The sequence below is a fragment of the Bradyrhizobium sp. T-12 genome (assembly GCF_058314695.1).
In genome coordinates this window covers 6,846,169-6,866,444 of sequence record NZ_CM177756.1, presented here as the reverse complement: position 1 = coordinate 6,866,444, position 20,276 = coordinate 6,846,169, and the positions used below count along the sequence as shown (strand labels likewise).

Here is a 20,276-nt window from a genome sequence, read left to right as displayed (position 1 = left end):
TGCCCAAAAAATCAAAGTTAAGGTGCGATCGAGATCGCGCCTTAGCCAGGCGCGCGCGGCGGAGCAACGGGCAGCAGCACCTCGAACAGCGTCTTGCTGGCGACGGGATGGGCGCCCTCCAGCGCCAGCAGCCGCCGCTTGGAGATCACCCCGCCATAGGGCGAAAGCCGGTCGGTGTAATTGCCGGCCTCCAGCACCCGGTGGCAGGGCACGATCAGCATGTAGGGATTTTTCGTGATCGCCTGCGCCACCGAATGCGCGGCGCCCGAAGCGCCCAGCGCCTTGGCGACCTCGTGATAGGTCCGCGTCTCGCCGCGCGGAATCGAGCAGGCGAACTCGTAGACCCGCCGGTTGAAGCCGGACACGCCGCCGGCATCGAGGCTGACCTCGGAAAAATCGGGATCGCCGCCTTGCAGCAGGGCTGTGATGCCCTCGATCGCAAGCTCGGCATTTTCGGATGCCCGCTGCTCGCGCGCCTCGGGATGGGCCTGGAAGATGCGGCGGCGGGTGTCGATCTCCCGCGCCTCCGGCAATTGCACCGCGACGACGCCAGTGCCGCTCCAGATGATGCCGCAGCGGCCTATGGCCGTGTCGAATATCGAATAGCCACGCCCCACCATGCACACGCCCCACTCAGTGCACGTCTCTCCCCAGACATACGATCATAACACCGCCACAATCCGGCGCACCCAAAATCTTACTGGGGCGTTAACAACCGCCCGGCCGGGCGCGCCAAACCGCTTGGCGGAAGGCGCCGTCTCGGCTAATCAGGAGGCGCGCGGCCTCGCGCATCCGCGGGCGTAGTTCAATGGTAGAACGGCAGCTTCCCAAGCTGCATACGAGGGTTCGATTCCCTTCGCCCGCTCCAAGCCCTCAGTTCGACAGGCTTCGCAGAAACTCCACGATCGCCGCGTTGACCTCCGCCGGCCGCTCCTGCTGCGTCCAGTGCCCGCAGCCGGGCAGCATCCTGATCTCGCGCAGTTGCGGCACACATTGCTTCATGTTGACGAGAAGCTCGGTGCTGCCGGGGAAAGCCAGGACCATGTCGTGGTCGCCCGCGATGAAGAGCGAGGGCACCGTCACCTTCACGCCCTCGAAGGCCGCCATCAGTTCCCAGTTGCGGTCGATGTTGCGGTAGTAATTGAGCGGTCCGCGAAATCCGCTGCGGGCAAACTCGGCGCCGAAATGGTCGAGGTCGGCGGCGGTCAGCCATGACGGCAGCGGCACCTGCACCTTCGGCAGCATCCCGTCCTTGCGTGAGACCATGCCGGCGCCGACGGTCCGCCCCTGACGCTCGGCATTGGCGCGGATCGCCGCCGCTCCCTCGCCGGAGCCGCCATAGAGCATGGCGCCCAGTGTCGCGCGCGGATCCCGTTCGAATTCGGCTTCGGCGACACCCGGCTCCTGGAAGTAAAGCTGATAGAACTGCGCATCCGCCGTCTGCGGCATGACACTCGTCGGTCGCACCGGACTCCGTGGCCGATAGGGTACGCTGAGGATGGCGGCGGCGCGAAAGCGATCCGGCCGCAGGCGCGCCGTGTGCCAGGCGATCGTGGCGCCCCAATCATGCCCGACGATGACGGCGTGTTTCGCCTCGAAGGCGTCGAGCACGCCGACGAGATCGCCGACCATGTGGAGGATCGTGTACTGGTCGATCGCCTCAGGCCGGTCGCTCTTGCCATAGCCGCGCATGTCGGGCGCGACCGCATGGTAGCCGGCCGCTGCCAGCGCGTCGAGTTGGTGGCGCCAGGAGTACCAGCCTTCCGGAAAGCCGTGGCAGAGCAGGACCATTGGCCCCTCGCCCTGCTCGGCGACGTTGAGGCTGATACCGTTGGCCGTGATCGTCCGCTGCGTTGGCTCGCCCATGTCATCGCCTCCCGGTCATCGCGGCTGGCGTATCCTAATCCGCCCTGCAGGCTGCGCAAAGATTCTAATATGTTAGCCTCTCGCTCTCGGCACGCCCGCCTTGCCCGCCTTAAGCTCATCTTGCCCGGTGGATGCGGTCCCTGCGCCGGGTGATGTCGGAATGAGGGCCATGGACCAGCAGAAACTCGACCGTGCGATCGGTCGCCGCTTGAAGACGCTGCGGACGCAGGCGGGGATGACGTTGAACGAACTTGCAACGCGCTCCGGTGTCAGCCGAGCCATGATCGGGCGGGTCGAGCGCGCGCAGAGCAGCGCCACGGCTGCGCTGCTCGGCAGGCTGTGCGCCGCGCTCGACGTCTCGCTCAGCGACGTCGTCGCGCTCGCCGAGAAGCCGCCGGAGCGCCTGATGCGGCTTGCCGACCAGCCGCACTGGCGCGATCCCGACAGCGGCTATCGAAGGCGGCACGCCTCGCCGACGGACGCGGCGAGCGGCATCGAGATCATCGTCGTCGACCTTCCGGCCGGCGCGCGGGTGCCGTACAGCCCCTGGGGCCGCAACGCCTTCACCCAGCAGCTGTTGATGCTGGAGGGCGCGATCGCCGTGTACATCGACGCCAAGACGGTGCGCCTGCGCGAGGGCGACTGCCTGGATTTCGACGTGATGCGCGCGGTGACCTTCGAGAACGAAACCAAACAGGACGCGCGCTACGTCATCATCACGCGGCGCGGCGCCTCCTACGGGAAGATGTGATGTCGCTGATCGTACGGGACGCTACGCTGGACGATGCCGAGGATATCCTCGCCATCTACAATTACGCCGCGCTCAACACCACGGCGGTCTGGACCGACGGTCCATCCGATCTGGACTCGCGGCGTCAATGGATTTCCGCGCGACGGGACGCCGGCTATCCCGTGCTGGTCGCGATGAAGGGCAGGGAGGTCGTCGGTTTCGCCTCGTTCGGCGATTTCCGTCCCTTCCCCGGCTATCGTCACACCGTGGAGAATTCCGTCTATGTCGACGAGCGGCATCACAGGGCGGGGATCGGCCGCGGTCTGGTCGCCGCGTTGATCGAGCGCGCCACCGCCATGAACAAGCATGTCATGATTGCCGGCATCGACGGCACCAACGCGGCTTCGATCGCGCTGCACGCCTCGCTCGGCTTCGCGGAGGTCGCGCGCATGCCGGAGGTCGGCTGCAAGTTCGGCCGCTGGCTCGATCTCGTTTTCATGCAGAAGCAGCTTGCAAGCGGCGTGAGGCCCTGACCATGCAGATCCGGACCGGCGACACCTTCGATCCGCGCGTCGTCGCGCTGCTCGATCATCACGTCACGGCGGCGCGGGCGCAGACCGCGCCGGGCAGTGCGCATGCGCTCGATCTCGCCGGCCTTCGTGCCAGCGACGTCGCGTTCTGGACCGGATGGGACGGCGAGCAGCTGGTTGCCGCCGGCGCGCTGAAGACGCTCTCGGCAACCCATGGCGAGGTGAAGTCGATGCACACGCTCCAGACCACGCGGCGGCGCGGGTATGGCGGCCAGATGCTCCGCCACATCATCGCCGAGGCCCGCGCGCGGGGCCTGAAGCGGCTCAGTCTTGAGACCGGCTCGTGGGACTATTTCAAGCCGGCGCATGCGCTCTACCAGGCGCATGGCTTTATTCTCTGCGGTCCGTTCGAGGGCTATGCCGAGGATCCCAACAGCCTGTTCCTGACGCTGGACCTGCTCGAGGGGTGACTGCCGGACCCGGCTGTTAGACTTGAGCCGGCAACAATCGCACTGCTGCCCCTCAAAATGAGTTGCGTACCTCAAAACACCTCTGCTAGCCTTCAGCCATGGCCGAGACCCTGACCACGACGGTGCTGACGCTGAAGGACATCGCCCGCGAGGCGGGCGTCAGCTTGGCGACGGTGGACCGCGTCCTGCACAACCGGCCCGGCGTGCGGCCCGACACGGTGCGGCGCGTCAAGGCGGCGATCGAGCGCAATTCGTTCCAGCCCCACGTCGCCGCCGCCGAACTCGCTCGCAGCCGCGCCCGCCGCTTCGCCTTCGTGATGCCGTCGGGGCCGAACCCGTTCATGCAGCAGATCGAGGCCTATCTCGGCGAGATGTCCGCTTGGCTCTCGGCCCGCCGCCTCAGCGTCGAGACTGTTACAACCGATGTGTTCGATCCATCGGTGCTCGCGGCCTCGCTGGAGGCGCTGTCGGGCGATTGCGACGGCGTCGCCGTGGTGGCGCTGGATCACCCCAGCGTTCGCGCCGCGATCAACGACCTCGTCGATGCCGGCACCAAGGTGGTGACCCTGGTGTCGGACGTGCCGTCGTCGCGCCGCCACCATTATGTCGGCATCGACAACATCGCGGCGGGCCGCACCGCCGGCGCGCTGGTCGGACGGCTGGTCGGCCAAAAGTCCGGCAAGGTTGCGATCGTCGCGGGCTCGCAGGGCTTGCGCGACCATGCCGAGCGAATTTTCGGTTTCAACCAGGTGATGGCGTCGGAATTCCCCGGTCTCAGCGTGCTGCCCGTGCTCGAAGGGCGCGACGAGGATGGCCGCTCGGAACAGGTGATGGCGCGGCTATTGGCCAAGCATGCCGACATTGTCGGCCTTTATAACGTCGGCGCCGGCACGCAAGGCGTCGCCAAGGCGTTGAGCGATGCCGGCCGCGACAAGGTGGTGTTCGTCGGTCATGACGTCACCCTGCTGACGCGCCGCCTGCTGCTGCAGGGCGTGATGGATGCCGCGATCTCGCAGAACCCCGGACATGAGGCGCGCGCCGCCGTGCGCGTGCTGCTCGCGCTTGCCCGCGGCGAGCCGATCTTGCGCGAGCAGGAGAAGATCAGGATCGACATCGTGATGCGGGACAATCTGCCCTAGCGGCAGCCGGCTATCGAACGGGCCGTAGCGGAAAAGCGCGACGTCAAGATCGCGCATCGCAATGGATGATGAGGAGGACGATTTGTATCTCGGACTGGACATCGGCACGTCCGGCGTAAAAGCGGTGCTCGTGAGCGAATCCGGCGCGATCCTCGCGACGGCAACGCGCGAGCTCGCGCTGTCGCATCCGGCGCCGCTGTGGTCCGAGCAGGACCCCGATTCCTGGGTCGATGCGACCATCGGCGCGGTCGACGATCTCGCCAGCCGCCATCCGCGCGAGGTGGCGCAGGTGGCCGGCATCGGCCTGTCCGGCCAGATGCATGGCGCGACGCTGCTGGACGAGGACGGCAAGCCGCTGCGCCCCGCGATCCTCTGGAACGACGGTCGCTCGCAGGCCGAATGCGCCGTGCTGGAGCGACGCTGTCCGTCGCTGCCCGCGATCGCCGGCAATCTCGCGATGCCCGGCTTCACCGCACCGAAGCTGCTGTGGATCGCACGGCACGAGCCGAAAATCTTCGAGCGTGTCGCAAAGGTGCTGCTGCCCAAGGCCTATGTGCGTTACCGCCTCACCGGCGAGATGGTTGAGGACATGTCCGATGCTGCCGGCACGCTGTGGCTCGATGTCGGCCAGCGGCGCTGGTCCGCCTTGCTGCTGCACGCCACCGGGCTCGATCTCCACCACATGCCGCGCCTCGTCGAGGGCAGCGCGGAGAGCGCCGTGCTCGCGCCGGACTATGCGCAGCGCTGGGGTATGAAGAAAGCCGTCGTGGTCGCGGGCGGCGCCGGCGACAACGCCGCGAGCGCGATCGGGCTCGGCGCGATCGCGCCGGGAGATGCGTTCCTGTCGTTGGGAACGTCCGGCGTCGTGTTCCGCGTCACCGATCGCTTCGCGCCGGCGCCGACGTCGGCCGTGCATGCCTTCTGTCATGCGCTGCCCGGCCTCTGGCATCAGATGGGCGTGATGCTGTCGGCCGCGGCGTCGCTCGCCTGGCTCTCCGGGGTGATGGAGACGGCCGCCGCAGCGCTCTTGGCTCCGCTTGGTGAATCTGTCGATGCGCCGAGCCCGATCAAATTCCTGCCCTATCTCGACGGCGAGCGCACGCCGCACAACGATGCCTCTGCCAGCGGTGCCTTCGTCGGCCTGCGCGGTGCGACCGGCCGCAGCCAGATCGTGCAGGCCGTGCTCGAAGGCGTCGCCTTTGCCGCGCGCGACAATCTGGCGGCACTGAGCGCGGCGAGCGGGCCGATTCCCGAGCTCGATCTCGTCGGCGGCGGCTCGCGCTCGCCATTGTGGGCACAGATCTGCGCCGACGTGCTCGGCATTCCCGTTCACCGGGTCGAAGAGGGCGAGGTGGGAGCGGCCCTCGGCGCCTCCAGGCTCGGCAGGCTCGCCGCGACAGGCGAGAGCGCCTCGGCGGTCTGCACCCGCCCGCGGCGGCTTGCGACCTTCACGCCTCGCGCCTCCGTCGCTGCGGCCTATGACGAAGCCTATCGGCGATGGCGCGCGCTCTATCCCGCATTGAAGGAGACGAATTAAGTGAACGCGTCAGCCAAATTCTTCGATGCAAGCGTACCCGTCGCCTTCGCCGGCGAGAACGCGGGACAGGCGCCCGCTTTTCGCTGGTACGACAGGGATCGCATGGTCCACGGCCGCCGGCTCGAGGATCATTTGCGCTTTGCGGTCTGCTATTGGCATTCGCTCTGCTGGCCCGGCGGCGATCCCTTCGGCGGCGAGACGTTCCTGCGGCCCTGGCACCACGGCACGGATGCGATGGCGCAGGCGCGGGCCAAGGCGGATGTCGCCTTCGAGCTGTTCCGCCTGCTCGATGTGCCCTACTTCACCTTCCACGACGTCGACGCGGCGCCGGAAGGAGCGTCGCTCGCCGAGTCCGTCGCCAATCTCAACGCCATCGCTGATCTGTTCGAAGCGAAGATGGCATCAGCCAAGGTCCGCCTGCTCTGGGGCACCGCGAACCTGTTCACGCATCGCCGCTACATGGCGGGCGCTGCGACCAACCCGGACCCGGAGATATTCACCTATGCCGCCGGCCAGGTCCGCGCCGCGCTGGAAGTGACGCACCGGCTCGGCGGCCAGAACTATGTGCTGTGGGGTGGGCGCGAGGGCTACGAGACGCTGCTCAACACCGATCTCAAGCGCGAGCTCGACCAGCTCGGCCGCTTCGTCTCGCTCGTCGTCGAGCACAAGCACAGAATCGGTTTCAAGGGCCCGATCCTGATCGAGCCGAAGCCGAAGGAGCCGACCAAGCATCAGTACGACTTCGACGTCGCCACCTGCTACGGCTTCCTCGAACGCTACGACCTGCTCAAGGACGTCAGGCTCAACATCGAGCAGAACCACGCCATCCTCGCCGGCCATTCCTTCCATCACGAGGTCGCGCTCGCCGAGGCGCTCGGCGTGTTCGGCTCGCTCGATATCAACCGGGGCGACGACCTGCTCGGCTGGGACACAGACCAGTTCGCGATGAACGTGCCGGAGCTGGCGCTGGTCTTTCACGAGATCCTGAACCGTGGCGGCTTCACTTCGGGCGGGCTGAATTTCGACGCAAAAATCCGGCGTCAGTCGATCGATCCCGATGATCTCATCCACGCCCATGTCGGCTCGATGGATGCGTGCGCGCGGGCCTTCCTCGCCGCCGCCGACATGCTCGATGCCGGCGCTCTCACCGCGCCGCTCGCCAAGCGCTACGAAGGCTGGTCCGGCCCCGAGGGCCGGGCGATTCTCGGCGGCCAGCGCTCGCTCGCCGATCTTGCCGACCGCGCGCTCCAGCCCGGCTTCGATCCGCAGCCGCGCTCGGGCCGGCAGGAATATCTGGAATCCCTGGTCAATCGTCATGTCTGAGGGACCGCTGATGGCACAGGTTGATGCGACACCGGTCCTCGAGCTCACCGGCATCGGCAAGGAATTCGGCGCCATCCGTGCGCTGCACGGTGTCGATCTGCAGGTCCAGCCCGGCGAGGTCGTCGGCCTGATGGGCGACAACGGTGCGGGCAAGTCGACGCTGGTCAAGATCATCGCCGGCAATTTCCGTCCCAGCCATGGCGAGATCCGTTTCGCCGGCAGCGCGGTCCATTTCAGCCGGCCCGTCGACGCCCGCGCCGTCGGCATCGAGGTCGTCTATCAGGACCTCGCGCTCGCCGACAATCTGACGGCGGCCGCCAACGTGTTCCTCGGCCGCGAGCTGAAGCGCAAGTTCGGACCCATCGCTTTGCTCGACCACAAGGCGATGGCGGCGAGGGCGCTGGAGCTGTTCGGCGAGTTGCGCTCGGAGACGCGCCCCGACGATCTCGTCAAGCAGATGTCCGGCGGTCAGCGCCAGGCGGTCGCGATCGCGCGTACCAGGCTTTCCAACGCGCGGCTCGTCATGATGGACGAGCCGACCGCAGCGATCTCGGTCCGTCAGGTCGAGCAGGTGCTCGGGCTGATCCACCGGCTGAAGGAGCAGGGGGTTGCCGTGATGCTGATCTCGCACCGCATGCCCGACGTGTTCGCGGTGTGCGATCGCGTCATCGTCATGCGCCGCGGCGAGAAGCGGGCCGACAAGCCGATCCACCAGACCTCGCCGGAGGAAGTCACCGCTCTCATCACCGGCGCGAAGGAAGCGGCGTGATGGCCATGCCCATGGAATCTCCGATCAGCTTCACCAATGTGGGCCGGATCAAATGGTGGCAGCGCGGCATCTTCGCCTCCCAGACCGGCTACGTGCTGCTCGCACTCGCGGTGCTGCTGGTGATCATGCATTTCGCCAGCCCGTACTTCTTCACCCAGGGCAACATGCAGAACGTGGCGAAGAACTTTTCGTTCATTGCCATCGCAACGCTCGGCGTCACCTTCGTGATCATCACCGGCGGCATCGACCTCTCGGTGGGATCGATGATGTGCTTCTCCGCCATGATCACCTCGATGGTGATGACCGAGCTGTCAGCGCCCGGCTCGCCGCTGGTGCACATGGCGGCTGACGGCAAGACGGTGCTGGCCAACGTGCCCGGGCTCATCCTGCTGGTCTCGGTCCTTGCCGGGCTCGGCGTCGCGCTGATCGCCGGACTCATCAACGGCTTCTGCATCGCCGTGCTCGGCCTCTCGCCCTTCGTCACCACGCTCGGCATGCTCTCGATCGTGCGCGGCCTCGGCTATGTCGTCTCCAACGGCCGCGGTAGTTTTCCGGGCGGGCCGGATGCCGATTACTTCTACGCCGCGACCTCGGGCGACGTGTTCGGCGTCCCCGTGCCTTTCATCTATCTCGTCATCCTTGCGCTGACTATGGCGGTGGTGCTGCATCATAGCGCGTTCGGCCGCCACGTCTTCGCGCTTGGCGGCAACGAGAAGGCCGCGGAGCTGACCGGCATCCCGGTCGTGCGGGTGAAGATCGAGGTCTATGTGATCTGCGCGCTCGCAGCTGGCCTGCAGGGAATCATCATCTCCGGCTGGCTCGGGTCGGCGCCGGCCAACATGGCGACCTCCTACGAGCTCAACGTGATCGCGGCGGCCGTCATCGGCGGCGCAAACCTTGCGGGCGGCATCGGTGGCCCGCTCGGGGCGATCGTCGGCTGCGTGCTGCTGGAAGTGATCCGCAACGGCCTCGTGCTGGCGCAGGTCTCCTCCTATTGGCAGCAGACGTTGGTCGGCGTGATCATCATTCTGGCCGTGCTGGTCGACCGTATCCGTTCGCGGATGAGCTGAAATGACGTCATCTCGGGAAGGCAAACAAAACGCCGCCTGTCCGCTTCCCGGACGATCTTCGAAAAGGACGGGCACCAAACAAGGGTGGAGGAGACAATGAGGAAACTGCTTCTGGCCGGCATCGCCGTTGCGATGATGGCGACGCCTGCATTCGCCGCGAACTACCGCTTCGTCATCGTGCCCAAGGCGATGAACAATCCGTTCTTCGATTTCGCGCGCGACGGCTGCCTGAAGCGCGCCAAGGAGCTCGGCAATATCGAGTGCATCTACAAGGGACCGGTCGAGCACGAGCCGGCGACGCAGGCGCAGATCATCCAGGACTTCGTCACCCAGAAGGTCGACGGCCTCGCCATCTCGGTCGCCGACGTCGCGGCCATGACCAAGTCGATCGAGGCGGCGACCGCCGCCGGCATCCCCGTCATCACCTTCGATGCCGATGCGCCCGGCTCCAAGCGCATCGCCTATATCGGCACCAACAACAAGGAGTTCGGCGTCGCGCTCGGCAAGGAACTCGTGAAGATGCGACCCGACGGCGGCAAGTACGCCATGGTCTCGGGCGGCCCCGGCGCGAAAAACCTCGCCGAGCGTGTCGATGGCGTTCGCGAGGCGCTGAAAGGCTCGAAATGGATCGAGGTCGCGGGTTCCCCGACCTTCTGCAACGACGATCCCGCGCTGGCGGTGCAGCAGATGACGGACATGCGCACCGCAACGCCCGATCTCGCCGCCATCGTTCCCATCGGCGGCTGGCCGATGTTCGCTCCCGAGGGCTTCAAGGCGTTCGCGAGCCGGAACAAGAAGGACATCGATTCCGGCAAGTTCACGCTGGTCGTCGCTGATACGCTGAAGATGCAGCTCGAACTGCTGCGCGACGGCTATGCCAATGCGTTGGTCGGCCAGCGTCCGTTCGAGATGGGCGAGAAGGCGATGGACACGCTGCTCGCCATCAAGAAGGGCGAGAAGGTTCCGGAGATCGTCTACACCGGCCTCGATCTCGTGACCAAGGACAACGTCGCGCAGATGTTGAAGTAGGAGCGTCCGCCAGCCCCGCGCTCCTGCGTGCCTCCCCCGCTTGCGATTTCCGCAAGCGGGGGAGATGATCTGGATTGTTGGAATGAAGACTGGCGGAAGACAATGGGAATGAAACATTCGCGGCTGGGCCCGCTCGACGTCACCTCACTCGGGCTCGGTTCCGCGCCGCTCGGCGGATTGTTCAGCCCCGTCAGCGACGCCGATGCGGAAGCGACGATTGCGCGCGCCTGGTCGGCCGGGGTGCGCTTCTTCGACACCGCTCCGCTCTACGGCTTTGGCCTCGCCGAGCGGCGGCTAGGGGCCTTCCTGCGGCAGCAGCAACGCGACTCCTACGTCATCTCGACCAAGGTCGGTCGCCTGCTGCGCGCGCCGGACGGCAGCACCGCCGAGGACGAGCACTACAAGGGTACGTCGCGCGAGCGGCCGGTGTTCGATTTCAGTTATGACGGCGTGATGCGGTCGGTGGAGGAAAGCCTTGGCCGCCTCGGGCTCGACCGCGTCGACGTCCTCCTGGTGCACGATCCCGACGATCACTATGACGAGGCCGTTAGCGGAGCCTTCCGCGCGCTGCAGCGGCTGCGCGCGGAAGGCACGGTGAAGGCGATCGGTGCGGGCATGAACCAGTCGGAGATGTTGACGCGTTTTGCAGGAGCCGTGCCGGTCGACTGCTTCCTGCTCGCCGGGCGCTACACGCTGCTCGACCAGGGCGCGCTGGATGCGCTGTTTCCAGTCTGCACGGCGAAGCGCATTGGCATCCTGCTCGGCGGTATCTACAACAGCGGCATTTTGGCCAATCCGCATACCGGCGCGAAGTTCAACTATCAGGACGCCGATGCCTCGCTGGTGGCGCGGGCGCTGGAGCTCGATGCGCTCTGCCGCAAGCACGGCACCGAGCTGAAGGCGGCCGCGCTGCAGTTCTGCATGGCGCATCCGGCGGTCACCGTCGCCGTGATGGGCGCGCGCAATGCCGCCGAGGTCGCCGACAACATCGCGATGTCCGAGAAAGTGGTGCCGCCGGCCTTCTGGCGGGAGCTGCGCGCGCGAAACCTCGTCGATGCCCGCGCGCCGCTGCCGGGCGCTGCGTAAGCCATGATCATCGACGCCCATCAGCATTTCTGGGATCCGGCGCGTGCCAACTATCCCTGGATGGCGACGGACGAGCTCACGCCGATCCGCCGCGCGTTCGGTCCCGTTGATCTCGCGCCGCTGCTGCAGGCGAACGGCATCGATGCCAGCATCGTGGTGCAATGCCGCTCAGCGCTGGAGGAGACCGAGGAATTCCTGCGCATCGCGCATGAAACACCGTCGGTGATCGGTGTCGTCGGCTGGGCCGACCTGACGGACGGCGCGCTCGGCGACACGCTACAACGGCTGCGCGGCCTGCCGGGCGGGGACAAGCTCGTCGGCATCCGCCACCAGGTGCATGACGAGGCCGATCCCGATTGGCTGTTGCGCGAGGATGTCCAGCGCGGGCTCACGGCGGTGTTCGCGCATGATCTCACCTATGATCTCCTCGTCCGCAGCCGCGAGTTGCCGGCCGCGATCGCAACCGCGCAGGCCTTCCCGCAAGCGCGCTTCGTGCTCGACCACGCGGCCAAGCCGCCGATCGCTGACGGCGGCAGTGCCGAATGGTCCGATCGCATCAAGGGGCTCGGGGACTGCGGCAATGTCTGGTGCAAGATCTCGGGCCTTGCGACCGAAGCGGTCTGGAATGACTGGGATGCGGAGCGCTTGTTTCCGTTCGTCGCGCACGCCGCGAGCTGTTTCGGCGAGGGCAGGCTGATTTTCGGCTCGGACTGGCCGGTGTGCCTGCTTGCGGGCAGCTACGGCGAGATCAAGGGCGCGTTGGAGGCCTGCCTGGTGAAGCTTGGCCCGGAGGTGCGGGACAAGGCTTTTGGCGTGAACGCCGCCCAGGCGTATCAATTGGCGATCGCGCGTTAGCTGTGCTGGCCTTTTTATTAGAGAGTGGGCAATCGCATTTGAACATTCAGCCGAGGCCGTCATGGCCGGGACGAGCCCGGCCATGACGAGTGAGTGCTATTCCGACATCGGCTTGTCGGAAATATCCCAATCCTTGCCGGTGAAGGAGGAGATGAACAGCGTCTTCATCGGCGTGTAGTCCTCGGGCGTGTAGTCGTAGGTGACGCCGTCGAGGAAGTAGGGCGAGTGGAAGCCCTTGAGGTTGGACGCCTGCTTCAGCACGTTGGCGCGGGTGAGGTCGTCGCCGCAGCGGCGCAGGATCTCGCCCATGGTGACGGCCTGGCCGTAGCCGGCGAAGGCGATGGTGTTGTCGGGGTCGATCGCCGGCGTGTATTTCTTGCGCAATTCCTCGAACGCCATCACGTCGGGATCCTTCTCCCATTTCGGCAGGCCGACCTCCTTGTTGTAGCGGATGGCGACGATGCCGGTGGCGTTCTCGAGGCCCGCGGCATTGAGGATCGAGCGGCCGGTCGAGCCGGCGGACAGCAGCTGCAGCGGCTTCCAGCCGAGCTCGGCGACCTTCCGGATCGACTGCGACGACGCCTTGCCGGTGGAGATGTTGTAGAAGACGTCGGCGCCGGACTTCGAGAGATTGATGAGCTGGGAATCGACGGTCGGATCGGTCAGATCGTAGGTCTGCTCCATGATGACCTGCGCGGTGCCGCCGGCATCGGCCAGCACCTTCTTGAACGGACCGAGGAAGTCGCGGCCGAAATCGTCGTTCTGGTAGAGAATGCCGACCTTTGCGTTCGGCTTCACGGCGACGACGTGCCGCGCCAGGATGCGCGCCTCGGTCGGATAGAGCGGCAAGCCCGCCATCGTCCATTTGAACTCTTTCGGATTGTTCCACTTCGACGCGCCGGTGTTGAGCAGCAGCTGCGGTACGCCCTTGGAGTTCAAATATTTGTGCACGGAGGTCTGCGGCGCGGTGCCGAGCGAGCCGTAGAGCGCGAGCACCTCTTCCTGCTCGACCAGGCGCCGCGTCGCCTCGACGCATTTCGGCGCGCTGTAGGCATCGTCCATGGTCAGGAACTTGACCTTGCGCCCGTTGATGCCGCCCTTCTCGTTCAGCATCTGGAAATAGGCCTCGCCGATGCGCCCGAGCACGCCGTAGAGCGAGCCGGGACCGGAATGCGGCACGGTCTGGCCGATCTTGATCTCGGTGTCGCTGGCGCCCGCATCGTATTTCTTCTCCGCGGCCCAGACATAAGGCGCGGGCAAGGTGGACGCGGCGACGGCGGCGAGCGCGGCGGCGTTGAAATCGCGCCGCGATGGATTTTTCGTCATTATTGTTTTCTCCCTGGTGCGCGCATTGTGCTGGGAACGCAGCATGGCTCGCAAGTGGGAAGTCGCAGCTTTGCGACGCAATGACGCTTAAATCGCCAGCTTTAGCGCCTAGACTCAAGTTTTCTCGGCGACGACGACAAGGCCGCGCACCGGCTCGTTGTTCTCGATGCGCGGCGAGGCCGGCTCCAGCGTCAGCAGCTTCAGGCCCGCCTTGGTGATGGCGCCGCGCACATATTCCGCCGAATGGGCATAACGCAGGCCTTCGCCGAGCACGATGCCGCTGCCGTCATGCGTCTCCAGCGTGAAGGCGAGCACGCCGCCCGAGACGAGCACGCGCCTGGCTTCAGTCAGCACCGGTGCGAGATCGGAGAGATAGACGAAGGCGTCCGCGGCGACGATGAGGTTCGCGCATCCATCACTCTTGGTGCGCAGTCCCTCGATCATGTCGGCGACTTCGAGCTCGGCGTAGAGGCCCGTGGCGCGCGCCTCCTTGATCATGCCGGGCGACAGATCGATGCCGATGAAATGGTCGACCTGTTTGGCAAAGGCGGCGGCCGCGAGGCCGGTGCCGCAGCCGAGATCAATGGTGCGCTTGAAGAAGGCCGGCTTCTTGGCGGCAACGCGCGCGGCCAGCACCGCCTTGAAGATGATGCTGGGGGCGCGGTAGCCGAGATCGTTGATCAGCGCGTGCTCGAAGCGCGGCGCGTATTGGTCGAACAGTGCCTGCACATAGGCTTTGGGCATCTCCGCCATCTCGGCGTCGCCGAGCCGCATCAGGTGCAGGCCGGCGCCGTGCTGGTCCCCCGGGTCGCACCTCCGCGCTTCGCGAAACGCCGCGATGGCCTTGTCACGCTCACCGAGCTGCTGGCGGATCTCGCCTAGCGTGAACCAGGCCGAGGTGAAGTTCGGCGCGAGCTCGATCGCCTGCTCGATCAGGTCGGCGGCCGCGGGCAGATCGCCCTTGAGCTGGAGGTCGCGCGCGAACTCGAAGCGGCGGTCGGCCATGAGATCGCCGGAGGTCAGGAACAGGCGCAGCGGCATTAGGAACCAGGGCAGGCGGTGATGAGTAGAAGATGTGTCGTGGCAACCTATATAGCAGGCATGCGTCCCCAAGACATCCTGTTGCCAGCTGCTGCCGGCCTGTGCTGCAAGCCCGGCGGCTTCCATATCGACCCTGTCCGCCCTGTCGAGCGGGCCGTGATCACCCACGGCCATTCCGACCATGCCCGCGCCGGCCATGGCGCGGTGCTGGCGACGCAGGAAACGCTGGACATGATGCGGCTGCGCTATGGCGAGAACTTCGCCGGATCGACGCAGGCCATCCGCTATGGCGAGGAGATCCGGCTCGGCGACGTCAAAGTGAAGTTTCACCCGGCCGGCCATGTGCTGGGCTCGGCGCAGATCGCCGTCACCTGCAAGGAGACCTGCATCGTCGCCTCCGGCGATTACAAGGACGCGCCTGATCCGACCTGCACGCCGTTCGAGCTGGTGCCTTGCGACGTCTTCATCACCGAAGCGACGTTCGGCCTGCCGGTGTTCCGCCATGGCGATGCGGCGGACGAGGTGAAGAAGCTGCTCGCTTCTGCCGCGCTGTTTCCGGAGCGTGCGCATCTGGTCGGCGCCTACTCTCTCGGCAAGGCGCAGCGCGTCATCAAGCTGCTGCGGCAGGCCGGCTACGACGCACCGATCTATTTGCATGGCGCCATGGAGACGATCACGCATTACTACCAGAGCCGCGGCATCGATCTTGGCGAGCTCAGGCCGGCGAAGGGCGTCAAGAAGGCCGCGCTGGCCGGCACCATCACGCTGGCGCCGCCCTCGGCGACATCAGACCTCTGGACGCGTCGCTTTCCCGATCCCGTCACCGCGTTCGCCTCGGGCTGGATGCGGGTGCGCGCCCGGGCGCGGCAGCGCGGCATCGAGCTGCCGCTGGTGATCTCCGACCATGCCGATTGGGATGGCCTCACCGCCACAATCGGTGCCACCGGCGCCGGCGAAATCTGGGTCACCCACGGCCAGGAAGATGCGCTGGTGCATTGGTGCCGAAGCAAAGGCTTGAAAGCGCAGCCGCTCGATCTCGTCGGCTATGGCGACGAGGAGGAGAGCGAGGCGCCGGCCGCAGGCGAGGCCGACGCATGAATCGCTTCGCCGAACTGCTCGACCGTCTCGCCTACGAGCCCGGCCGCAACAACAAACTGCGGCTGCTCACCGGCTATTTCCGCGAGGTCGGCGACCCCGACCGCGGTTACGCGCTGGCCGCGCTGACCGGCGCGCTCAGCTTCAAGCACGCGAAACCGGCGCTGATCCGCGACCTCATTGCGTCGCGGACGGATGAGGTGCTGTTCGGGTTGAGTTACGATTATGTCGGCGATCTCTCGGAGACGGTGGCGCTGATGTGGCCGAAGGCCGGGCTCGCCGCCCACAACAATCCACCGCCGCCGACGCTCACCGAAGTCGTCACCACGCTGCGCACGCTCGGCAAGACCGAGTTGCCGAAGCAGCTCGAGCGCTGGCTCGACGAGCTCGATGAGACCGGGCGCTGGGCGCTGTTGAAGCTCGTCACCGGCGCGCTTCGCATCGGCATCTCCGCGCGTCTCGCCAAGACAGCGGCGGCCGCGCTCGGCGACAAGGATCCGCATGAGGTCGAGCTGATCTGGCCCGGCCTCGCACCACCCTATCTCGATCTGTTCGCCTGGTTGGAGGGCCGCGGCGACAAACCGATCAACCGCGATCCCGCGCCGTTCCGGCCGGTGATGCTGGCGCATGCGATCGAGGATAGCGATTTCGCCGCGCTCGATCCCGCTGAGTACATCGCCGAATGGAAATGGGACGGCATCCGCGTGCAGGCGGTTGCGGGGCGCGACGAGCATGGCCACATCACCGCGCGGCTCTATTCGCGCACCGGCGAGGACATCACGGGCAGCTTTCCCGATCTCGTGCCGTCGCTGCGGCTGCCGGGTGCGATCGACGGCGAGCTATTGATCCTGCGCGAGGGCCGCGTGCAGAGTTTCAACGTCCTGCAGCAGCGGCTCAACCGCAAGGTTGTCTCGCCCAAGCTGATCAAAGAATTTCCGATCCATCTGCGCGCCTACGATCTGCTCGGCGACGACGAGAACGATCTGCGCGAGCTGCCGTTCGCTGAGCGGCGCGAGCGGCTGGAGGCCTTCATCACAAAACTCGACGATCCCCGCATCGATCTGTCGCCGACCGTTCCCTTCGCAAGCTGGGAAGCATTGACCGCCGCGCGCGCCGATCCCGCGAGTGCCGGCGCCGGTGAGGACGCGGATGCCGTCGAAGGCGTGATGCTGAAGCGGCGCGATGCGCCCTATCTGCCGGGACGGCCGAAGGGCCAATGGTGGAAGTGGAAGCGCGATCCTCACATCATCGACGCCGTGCTGATGTATGCGCAGCGCGGTCATGGCAAGCGCTCGTCCTATTATTCCGACTACACCTTCGGCGTCTGGACGGCAGGCGAGGGCGGTGACGAACTGGTGCCCGTCGGCAAGGCCTATTTCGGCTTCACCGACGAGGAGCTGCTGCAGATCGACCGCTTCGTTCGCCGCAACACCACGGAGAAATTCGGTCCCGTCCGCCATGTCGTGCACGAGGGCGACAAGGGGCTGGTGCTGGAGGTCGCGTTCGAAGGCCTGCAGCGCTCGCCGCGCCACAAATCCGGCGTCGCCATGCGCTTCCCCCGCATCAGCCGCCTGCGCTGGGACAAGCCGCCGAAGGAGGCGGACCGGCTGGAGACGCTGGAGCGGATGCTGAAGGCCGAGGCGGAGGCGGCGGAGATTGAGGTCTGAGGCGCGTGATGAGCCGGCTCGACTGTCGCCAAGGCGGAGGTGCGCTCCCTCTCCCGCTTGCGGGAGAGGGGTGGGGAAGAGGGCTGTTTCCGCATTGGGATTCCCCCAGAGGAGAGAGCCCTCACCCGCGCCTTCGGCGCGGCCTCTCCCGCAAGCGGGAGAGGCTAAAGAGCCCGCGGCGAGCAGCGCATCACCACCGAATTCGCCCGCTCGCCCGAATTAAACTCCCGTAACCCGATTGACGCGCCCTTGCGGGTTCCCCATCTGCCTCGCCGTGCCCTATAATGGGGTCGAATCCGCTTGAGGAGCTTGCGATGGTCCAAGACGTCAGAGATTTGCCGGCCGGCCGCAGCGATGGCCTGCACCGCTTTCTCGGCGGCTCCCCGCTGGCTGTCGCATTCCGCCTAGTGCTGCTCTCGATCCTGGTCGGCGTCGTGCTCGCGGCGATCGGCTTCGATCCCTGGAACATCATCTATAGCATCCGCCTCTTGTTCCAGCGGCTGTGGGACCTCGGCTTCGACACCATCAACTGGCTGTGGCGCTACTTCCTGCTTGGCGCGGTCATCGTGATCCCGATCTGGCTGCTCTCGCGCGTGTTCGGCGCGCCGCGCAGCCGGTAAGGAATTGGGAGTCCGCAGCCGATGCAACTCCGTTTCGTCGGCTGCGGCGACGCCTTCGGCTCCGGCGGCAGGCTCAATACCTGCTTCCATATATCGGGGCGCGAGGCCAACTTCCTGATCGATTGCGGCGCGTCGGCTCTGCCGGCGCTGAAGCGGCTCGAGATTGATCGCGCCGACATCGACCTCATTCTCATCACGCATTTCCACGGCGACCATTTTGCCGGGCTGCCGTTCCTGCTGCTCGACGCCCAATTCTCCCGGCGGACGCGGCCCCTGACGATCGCGGGCCCGCAAGGCATCGAGCGGCGGCTGCGTGACGTCATGGAGGCGCTGTTCGAGCACTCCTCGAAGACAAAACAGCGCTTCGAGCTCGATGTCGTCGAGCTCGCGCCCGGGCAAAACCGGACATTCGGCACCGTGACGGTGACGCCGTACCCCGTGGTGCACGGCGAGTCCGGCGGCCCCTTCCTCGCCTACCGCGTCGAGGCCGAGGGCCGCACGCTCGCCTACAGCGCCGATACCGAGTGGACGGAGACGCTCATTCCGCTGGCGCATGGCGCGGACCTTTTCATCGCCGAAGCCTATATGTACGAGAAGGTGGTCAAGAACCATCTCAGCCTGAAAACCCTGGAACAGCATCTGCCCGCCATCGGCGCAAAACGCCTTGTCCTCACCCATATGAGCGACGACATGCTCGCGCGCCTGGACGATATTGCGCATCTCGCCGCCGAAGACGGCATGGTCCTCGTATTCTGAGATGCACGCGCCCGTTCCCCTCAAGATTGGCTCCCGCCAGGTGTTCGCCATCGCCGGTCCCGCGATGGTGGCGAACCTCACCACGCCGCTGATCGGCATTGTCTCGACCACGGCGATCGGACGGCTCGACGATGCCGCGCTGCTCGGCGGCGTCGCGATCGCGTCGGTGATCTTCGACTGCCTGTTCTGGCTGTTCGGCTTCCTGCGCATGAGCACGCTCGCCTTCACCGCGCAATCGCTGGGCGCGGGCGACACGCGCGAGCCCGCCGCGATCCTGGCGCGCGGCTTCATCGTCGCCGGCCTGATCGGTGGCGCGCTGATCGTGCTGCAATGGCCGCTGGCCGCGGTGCTGTTCGACCTCATGGGCGGCAGCGAGGGGGTAACGCGGGCCGCACAGACCTACTTCAAGATCCGGATCTGGTCGTCGCCGTTCGCGCTCGCCAATTACGTCATCCTCGGCTGGCTGATCGGTCAGGCCCGCGCCAACTCGGCCTTGCTGCTTCAGGTCGTCATCAACCTCGTCAACATGGCGGCGACGATCCTGCTGGTGCTGGTCTACGATGCCGGCATCGCCGGTGCCGCGATCGCCGCGCTGGTGTCGGAAGCGATCGGGTTCGTGCTCGGCGTGCTCGTCTGCCGCCATTATGCCGCGGGCGGCTTCGCCGTGCCCACCGCGACCCTGCTCGACCGCGACAAGCTGTTGCGGATGCTGGCGGTGAACTCCGACATCATGATCCGCACCGGTGCGCTGATCACCGTGTTCTTGTTCTTCACCGCCAAGGGCGCGCAGGCCGGCGACGTCACGCTGGCGGCGAATTCCGTGCTCAACAATTTCCTGTTCATCAGCGCCTTCTTCCTGGACGGCCTGGCCAATGCCGCCCAGCAGCTCTGCGGCCGCACCCTCGGCGCACGCGATGCAAAAGGCTTTGCCGCCTCGACCCGGCTGGTGCTGCTCTGGGGGCTCGGCTTCGCCATCGTCGTCGCGGTGTTGTTCGCGCTGTTCGGGCCGGCTCTGATCGATGTCATGACCGCGAGCGAAGACGTGCGCCGGACCGCGCGCGAATTCCTGCCCTTCGTCGTGCTCGCGCCGATCCCCGGCGTGTTCGCCTTCGGCTTCGACGGCATCTATATCGGTGCGACCTGGGCGCGCGAGATGCGCAATTTGATGCTGGCTTCGCTCGCGATCTTCCTCGCCACCTGGTGGGCGCTGCAATCGTTCGGCAATGCCGGCCTGTGGTGGGCGCTGATGGCCTCCTACCTCTCGCGCGGCGGCTTGCAGGCTGCGCGCTATCCGGCGCAGTTCCGGGCGACGTTCGCGAAATCGTAGCTTGGGTGTCCCGGACGCGCCGCAGCGTGAAACGCTGCTG

General features: G+C 66.3%; 20 protein-coding genes and 1 tRNA gene. 17 read left to right on the top strand and 4 right to left on the bottom strand.

What is annotated here, in order from left to right; all coding sequences use genetic code 11:
* Positions 1-41 precede the first annotated feature (41 nt).
* The gene (locus AC0WRY_RS32830; RefSeq protein ID WP_194404855.1) at positions 42-620 is read right to left on the bottom strand and encodes a methylated-DNA--[protein]-cysteine S-methyltransferase; all 579 of its coding nucleotides are present in this window, start codon (positions 618-620) and stop codon (positions 42-44) included.
* Positions 621-794: 174 nt separating this feature from the next.
* On the opposite strand from AC0WRY_RS32830, the gene AC0WRY_RS32825 reads away from it, so the two are divergent.
* Positions 795-868 (top strand) — tRNA-Gly (locus AC0WRY_RS32825).
* A 5-nt stretch (positions 869-873) separates the two neighbouring features.
* Here AC0WRY_RS32825 and AC0WRY_RS32820 read toward each other — a convergent pair.
* The gene (locus tag AC0WRY_RS32820) at positions 874-1,866 is read right to left on the bottom strand and encodes an alpha/beta fold hydrolase (protein WP_194404834.1); all 993 of its coding nucleotides are present in this window, start codon (positions 1,864-1,866) and stop codon (positions 874-876) included.
* A gap of 169 nt (positions 1,867-2,035) precedes the next feature.
* Here AC0WRY_RS32820 and AC0WRY_RS32815 point away from each other — a divergent pair, with 169 nt between their 5' ends.
* The 11 genes from AC0WRY_RS32815 (at position 2,036) to AC0WRY_RS32765 (ending at position 12,404) form a co-directional block, all read left to right on the top strand.
* Entirely contained in the window at positions 2,036-2,617 is a 582-nt protein-coding gene (locus AC0WRY_RS32815; RefSeq protein ID WP_194404833.1) for a helix-turn-helix domain-containing protein, read from the top strand.
* Entirely contained in the window at positions 2,617-3,129 is a 513-nt protein-coding gene (locus AC0WRY_RS32810) for a GNAT family N-acetyltransferase (protein WP_194404832.1), read from the top strand. The genes AC0WRY_RS32815 and AC0WRY_RS32810 overlap by 1 nt, the downstream gene beginning before the upstream one ends.
* A gap of 2 nt (positions 3,130-3,131) precedes the next feature.
* Positions 3,132-3,596 (top strand): GNAT family N-acetyltransferase, encoded by a 465-nt coding sequence (locus AC0WRY_RS32805; protein ID WP_194404831.1) that lies wholly within the window; start codon positions 3,132-3,134, stop codon positions 3,594-3,596.
* 98 nt (positions 3,597-3,694) lie between these two features.
* Entirely contained in the window at positions 3,695-4,735 is a 1,041-nt protein-coding gene (locus AC0WRY_RS32800) for a LacI family DNA-binding transcriptional regulator (protein WP_194404830.1), read from the top strand.
* Positions 4,736-4,817: 82 nt separating this feature from the next.
* On the top strand, positions 4,818-6,272 hold the full coding sequence (gene xylB, locus AC0WRY_RS32795; protein ID WP_194404829.1) for a xylulokinase: 1,455 nt from the start codon (positions 4,818-4,820) through the stop codon (positions 6,270-6,272).
* A complete protein-coding gene (gene xylA, locus AC0WRY_RS32790) occupies positions 6,273-7,595 on the top strand; it encodes a xylose isomerase (protein WP_194404828.1) in 1,323 nt (440 codons plus the stop codon).
* A 10-nt stretch (positions 7,596-7,605) separates the two neighbouring features.
* Positions 7,606-8,364 (top strand): ATP-binding cassette domain-containing protein, encoded by a 759-nt coding sequence (locus tag AC0WRY_RS32785; protein ID WP_194404827.1) that lies wholly within the window; start codon positions 7,606-7,608, stop codon positions 8,362-8,364.
* Positions 8,364-9,434 (top strand): ABC transporter permease, encoded by a 1,071-nt coding sequence (locus AC0WRY_RS32780; protein ID WP_194404826.1) that lies wholly within the window; start codon positions 8,364-8,366, stop codon positions 9,432-9,434. The genes AC0WRY_RS32785 and AC0WRY_RS32780 overlap by 1 nt, the downstream gene beginning before the upstream one ends.
* 96 nt (positions 9,435-9,530) lie before the next feature.
* Positions 9,531-10,463 carry a sugar-binding protein gene (locus tag AC0WRY_RS32775; protein WP_194404825.1) on the top strand — a complete coding sequence of 311 codons (933 nt, stop codon included), beginning with the start codon at positions 9,531-9,533 and terminating at the stop codon, positions 10,461-10,463.
* 108 nt (positions 10,464-10,571) lie between these two features.
* On the top strand, positions 10,572-11,549 hold the full coding sequence (locus AC0WRY_RS32770) for an aldo/keto reductase (protein ID WP_194404824.1): 978 nt from the start codon (positions 10,572-10,574) through the stop codon (positions 11,547-11,549).
* 3 nt (positions 11,550-11,552) lie between these two features.
* Entirely contained in the window at positions 11,553-12,404 is an 852-nt protein-coding gene (locus AC0WRY_RS32765; RefSeq protein ID WP_194404823.1) for an amidohydrolase family protein, read from the top strand.
* A gap of 96 nt (positions 12,405-12,500) precedes the next feature.
* Here AC0WRY_RS32765 and AC0WRY_RS32760 read toward each other — a convergent pair whose 3' ends face one another.
* Both AC0WRY_RS32760 and AC0WRY_RS32755 read right to left on the bottom strand, forming a co-directional pair.
* Entirely contained in the window at positions 12,501-13,730 is a 1,230-nt protein-coding gene (locus AC0WRY_RS32760; protein WP_194404822.1) for an ABC transporter substrate-binding protein, read from the bottom strand.
* Positions 13,731-13,844: 114 nt separating this feature from the next.
* Positions 13,845-14,771 (bottom strand): class I SAM-dependent DNA methyltransferase, encoded by a 927-nt coding sequence (locus tag AC0WRY_RS32755; RefSeq protein ID WP_194404821.1) that lies wholly within the window; start codon positions 14,769-14,771, stop codon positions 13,845-13,847.
* Between the two features lie 60 nt (positions 14,772-14,831).
* Here AC0WRY_RS32755 and AC0WRY_RS32750 point away from each other — a divergent pair, with 60 nt between their 5' ends.
* From AC0WRY_RS32750 to AC0WRY_RS32730, 5 genes are all read left to right on the top strand, one after another.
* Positions 14,832-15,869 (top strand): ligase-associated DNA damage response exonuclease, encoded by a 1,038-nt coding sequence (locus AC0WRY_RS32750; protein ID WP_194408485.1) that lies wholly within the window; start codon positions 14,832-14,834, stop codon positions 15,867-15,869.
* Positions 15,866-17,533: an ATP-dependent DNA ligase gene (locus tag AC0WRY_RS32745; RefSeq protein ID WP_194404820.1), complete on the top strand. Its 1,668-nt coding sequence runs from the start codon at positions 15,866-15,868 to the stop codon at positions 17,531-17,533. The genes AC0WRY_RS32750 and AC0WRY_RS32745 overlap by 4 nt, the downstream gene beginning before the upstream one ends.
* A 314-nt stretch (positions 17,534-17,847) precedes the next feature.
* On the top strand, positions 17,848-18,153 hold the full coding sequence (locus tag AC0WRY_RS32740; protein ID WP_491122438.1) for a DUF6460 domain-containing protein: 306 nt from the start codon (positions 17,848-17,850) through the stop codon (positions 18,151-18,153).
* Positions 18,154-18,174: 21 nt separating this feature from the next.
* Entirely contained in the window at positions 18,175-18,909 is a 735-nt protein-coding gene (locus AC0WRY_RS32735) for an MBL fold metallo-hydrolase (RefSeq protein ID WP_194404818.1), read from the top strand.
* Position 18,910: 1 nt separating this feature from the next.
* Entirely contained in the window at positions 18,911-20,236 is a 1,326-nt protein-coding gene (locus tag AC0WRY_RS32730) for an MATE family efflux transporter (protein ID WP_491122437.1), read from the top strand.
* Positions 20,237-20,276 lie beyond the last annotated feature (40 nt).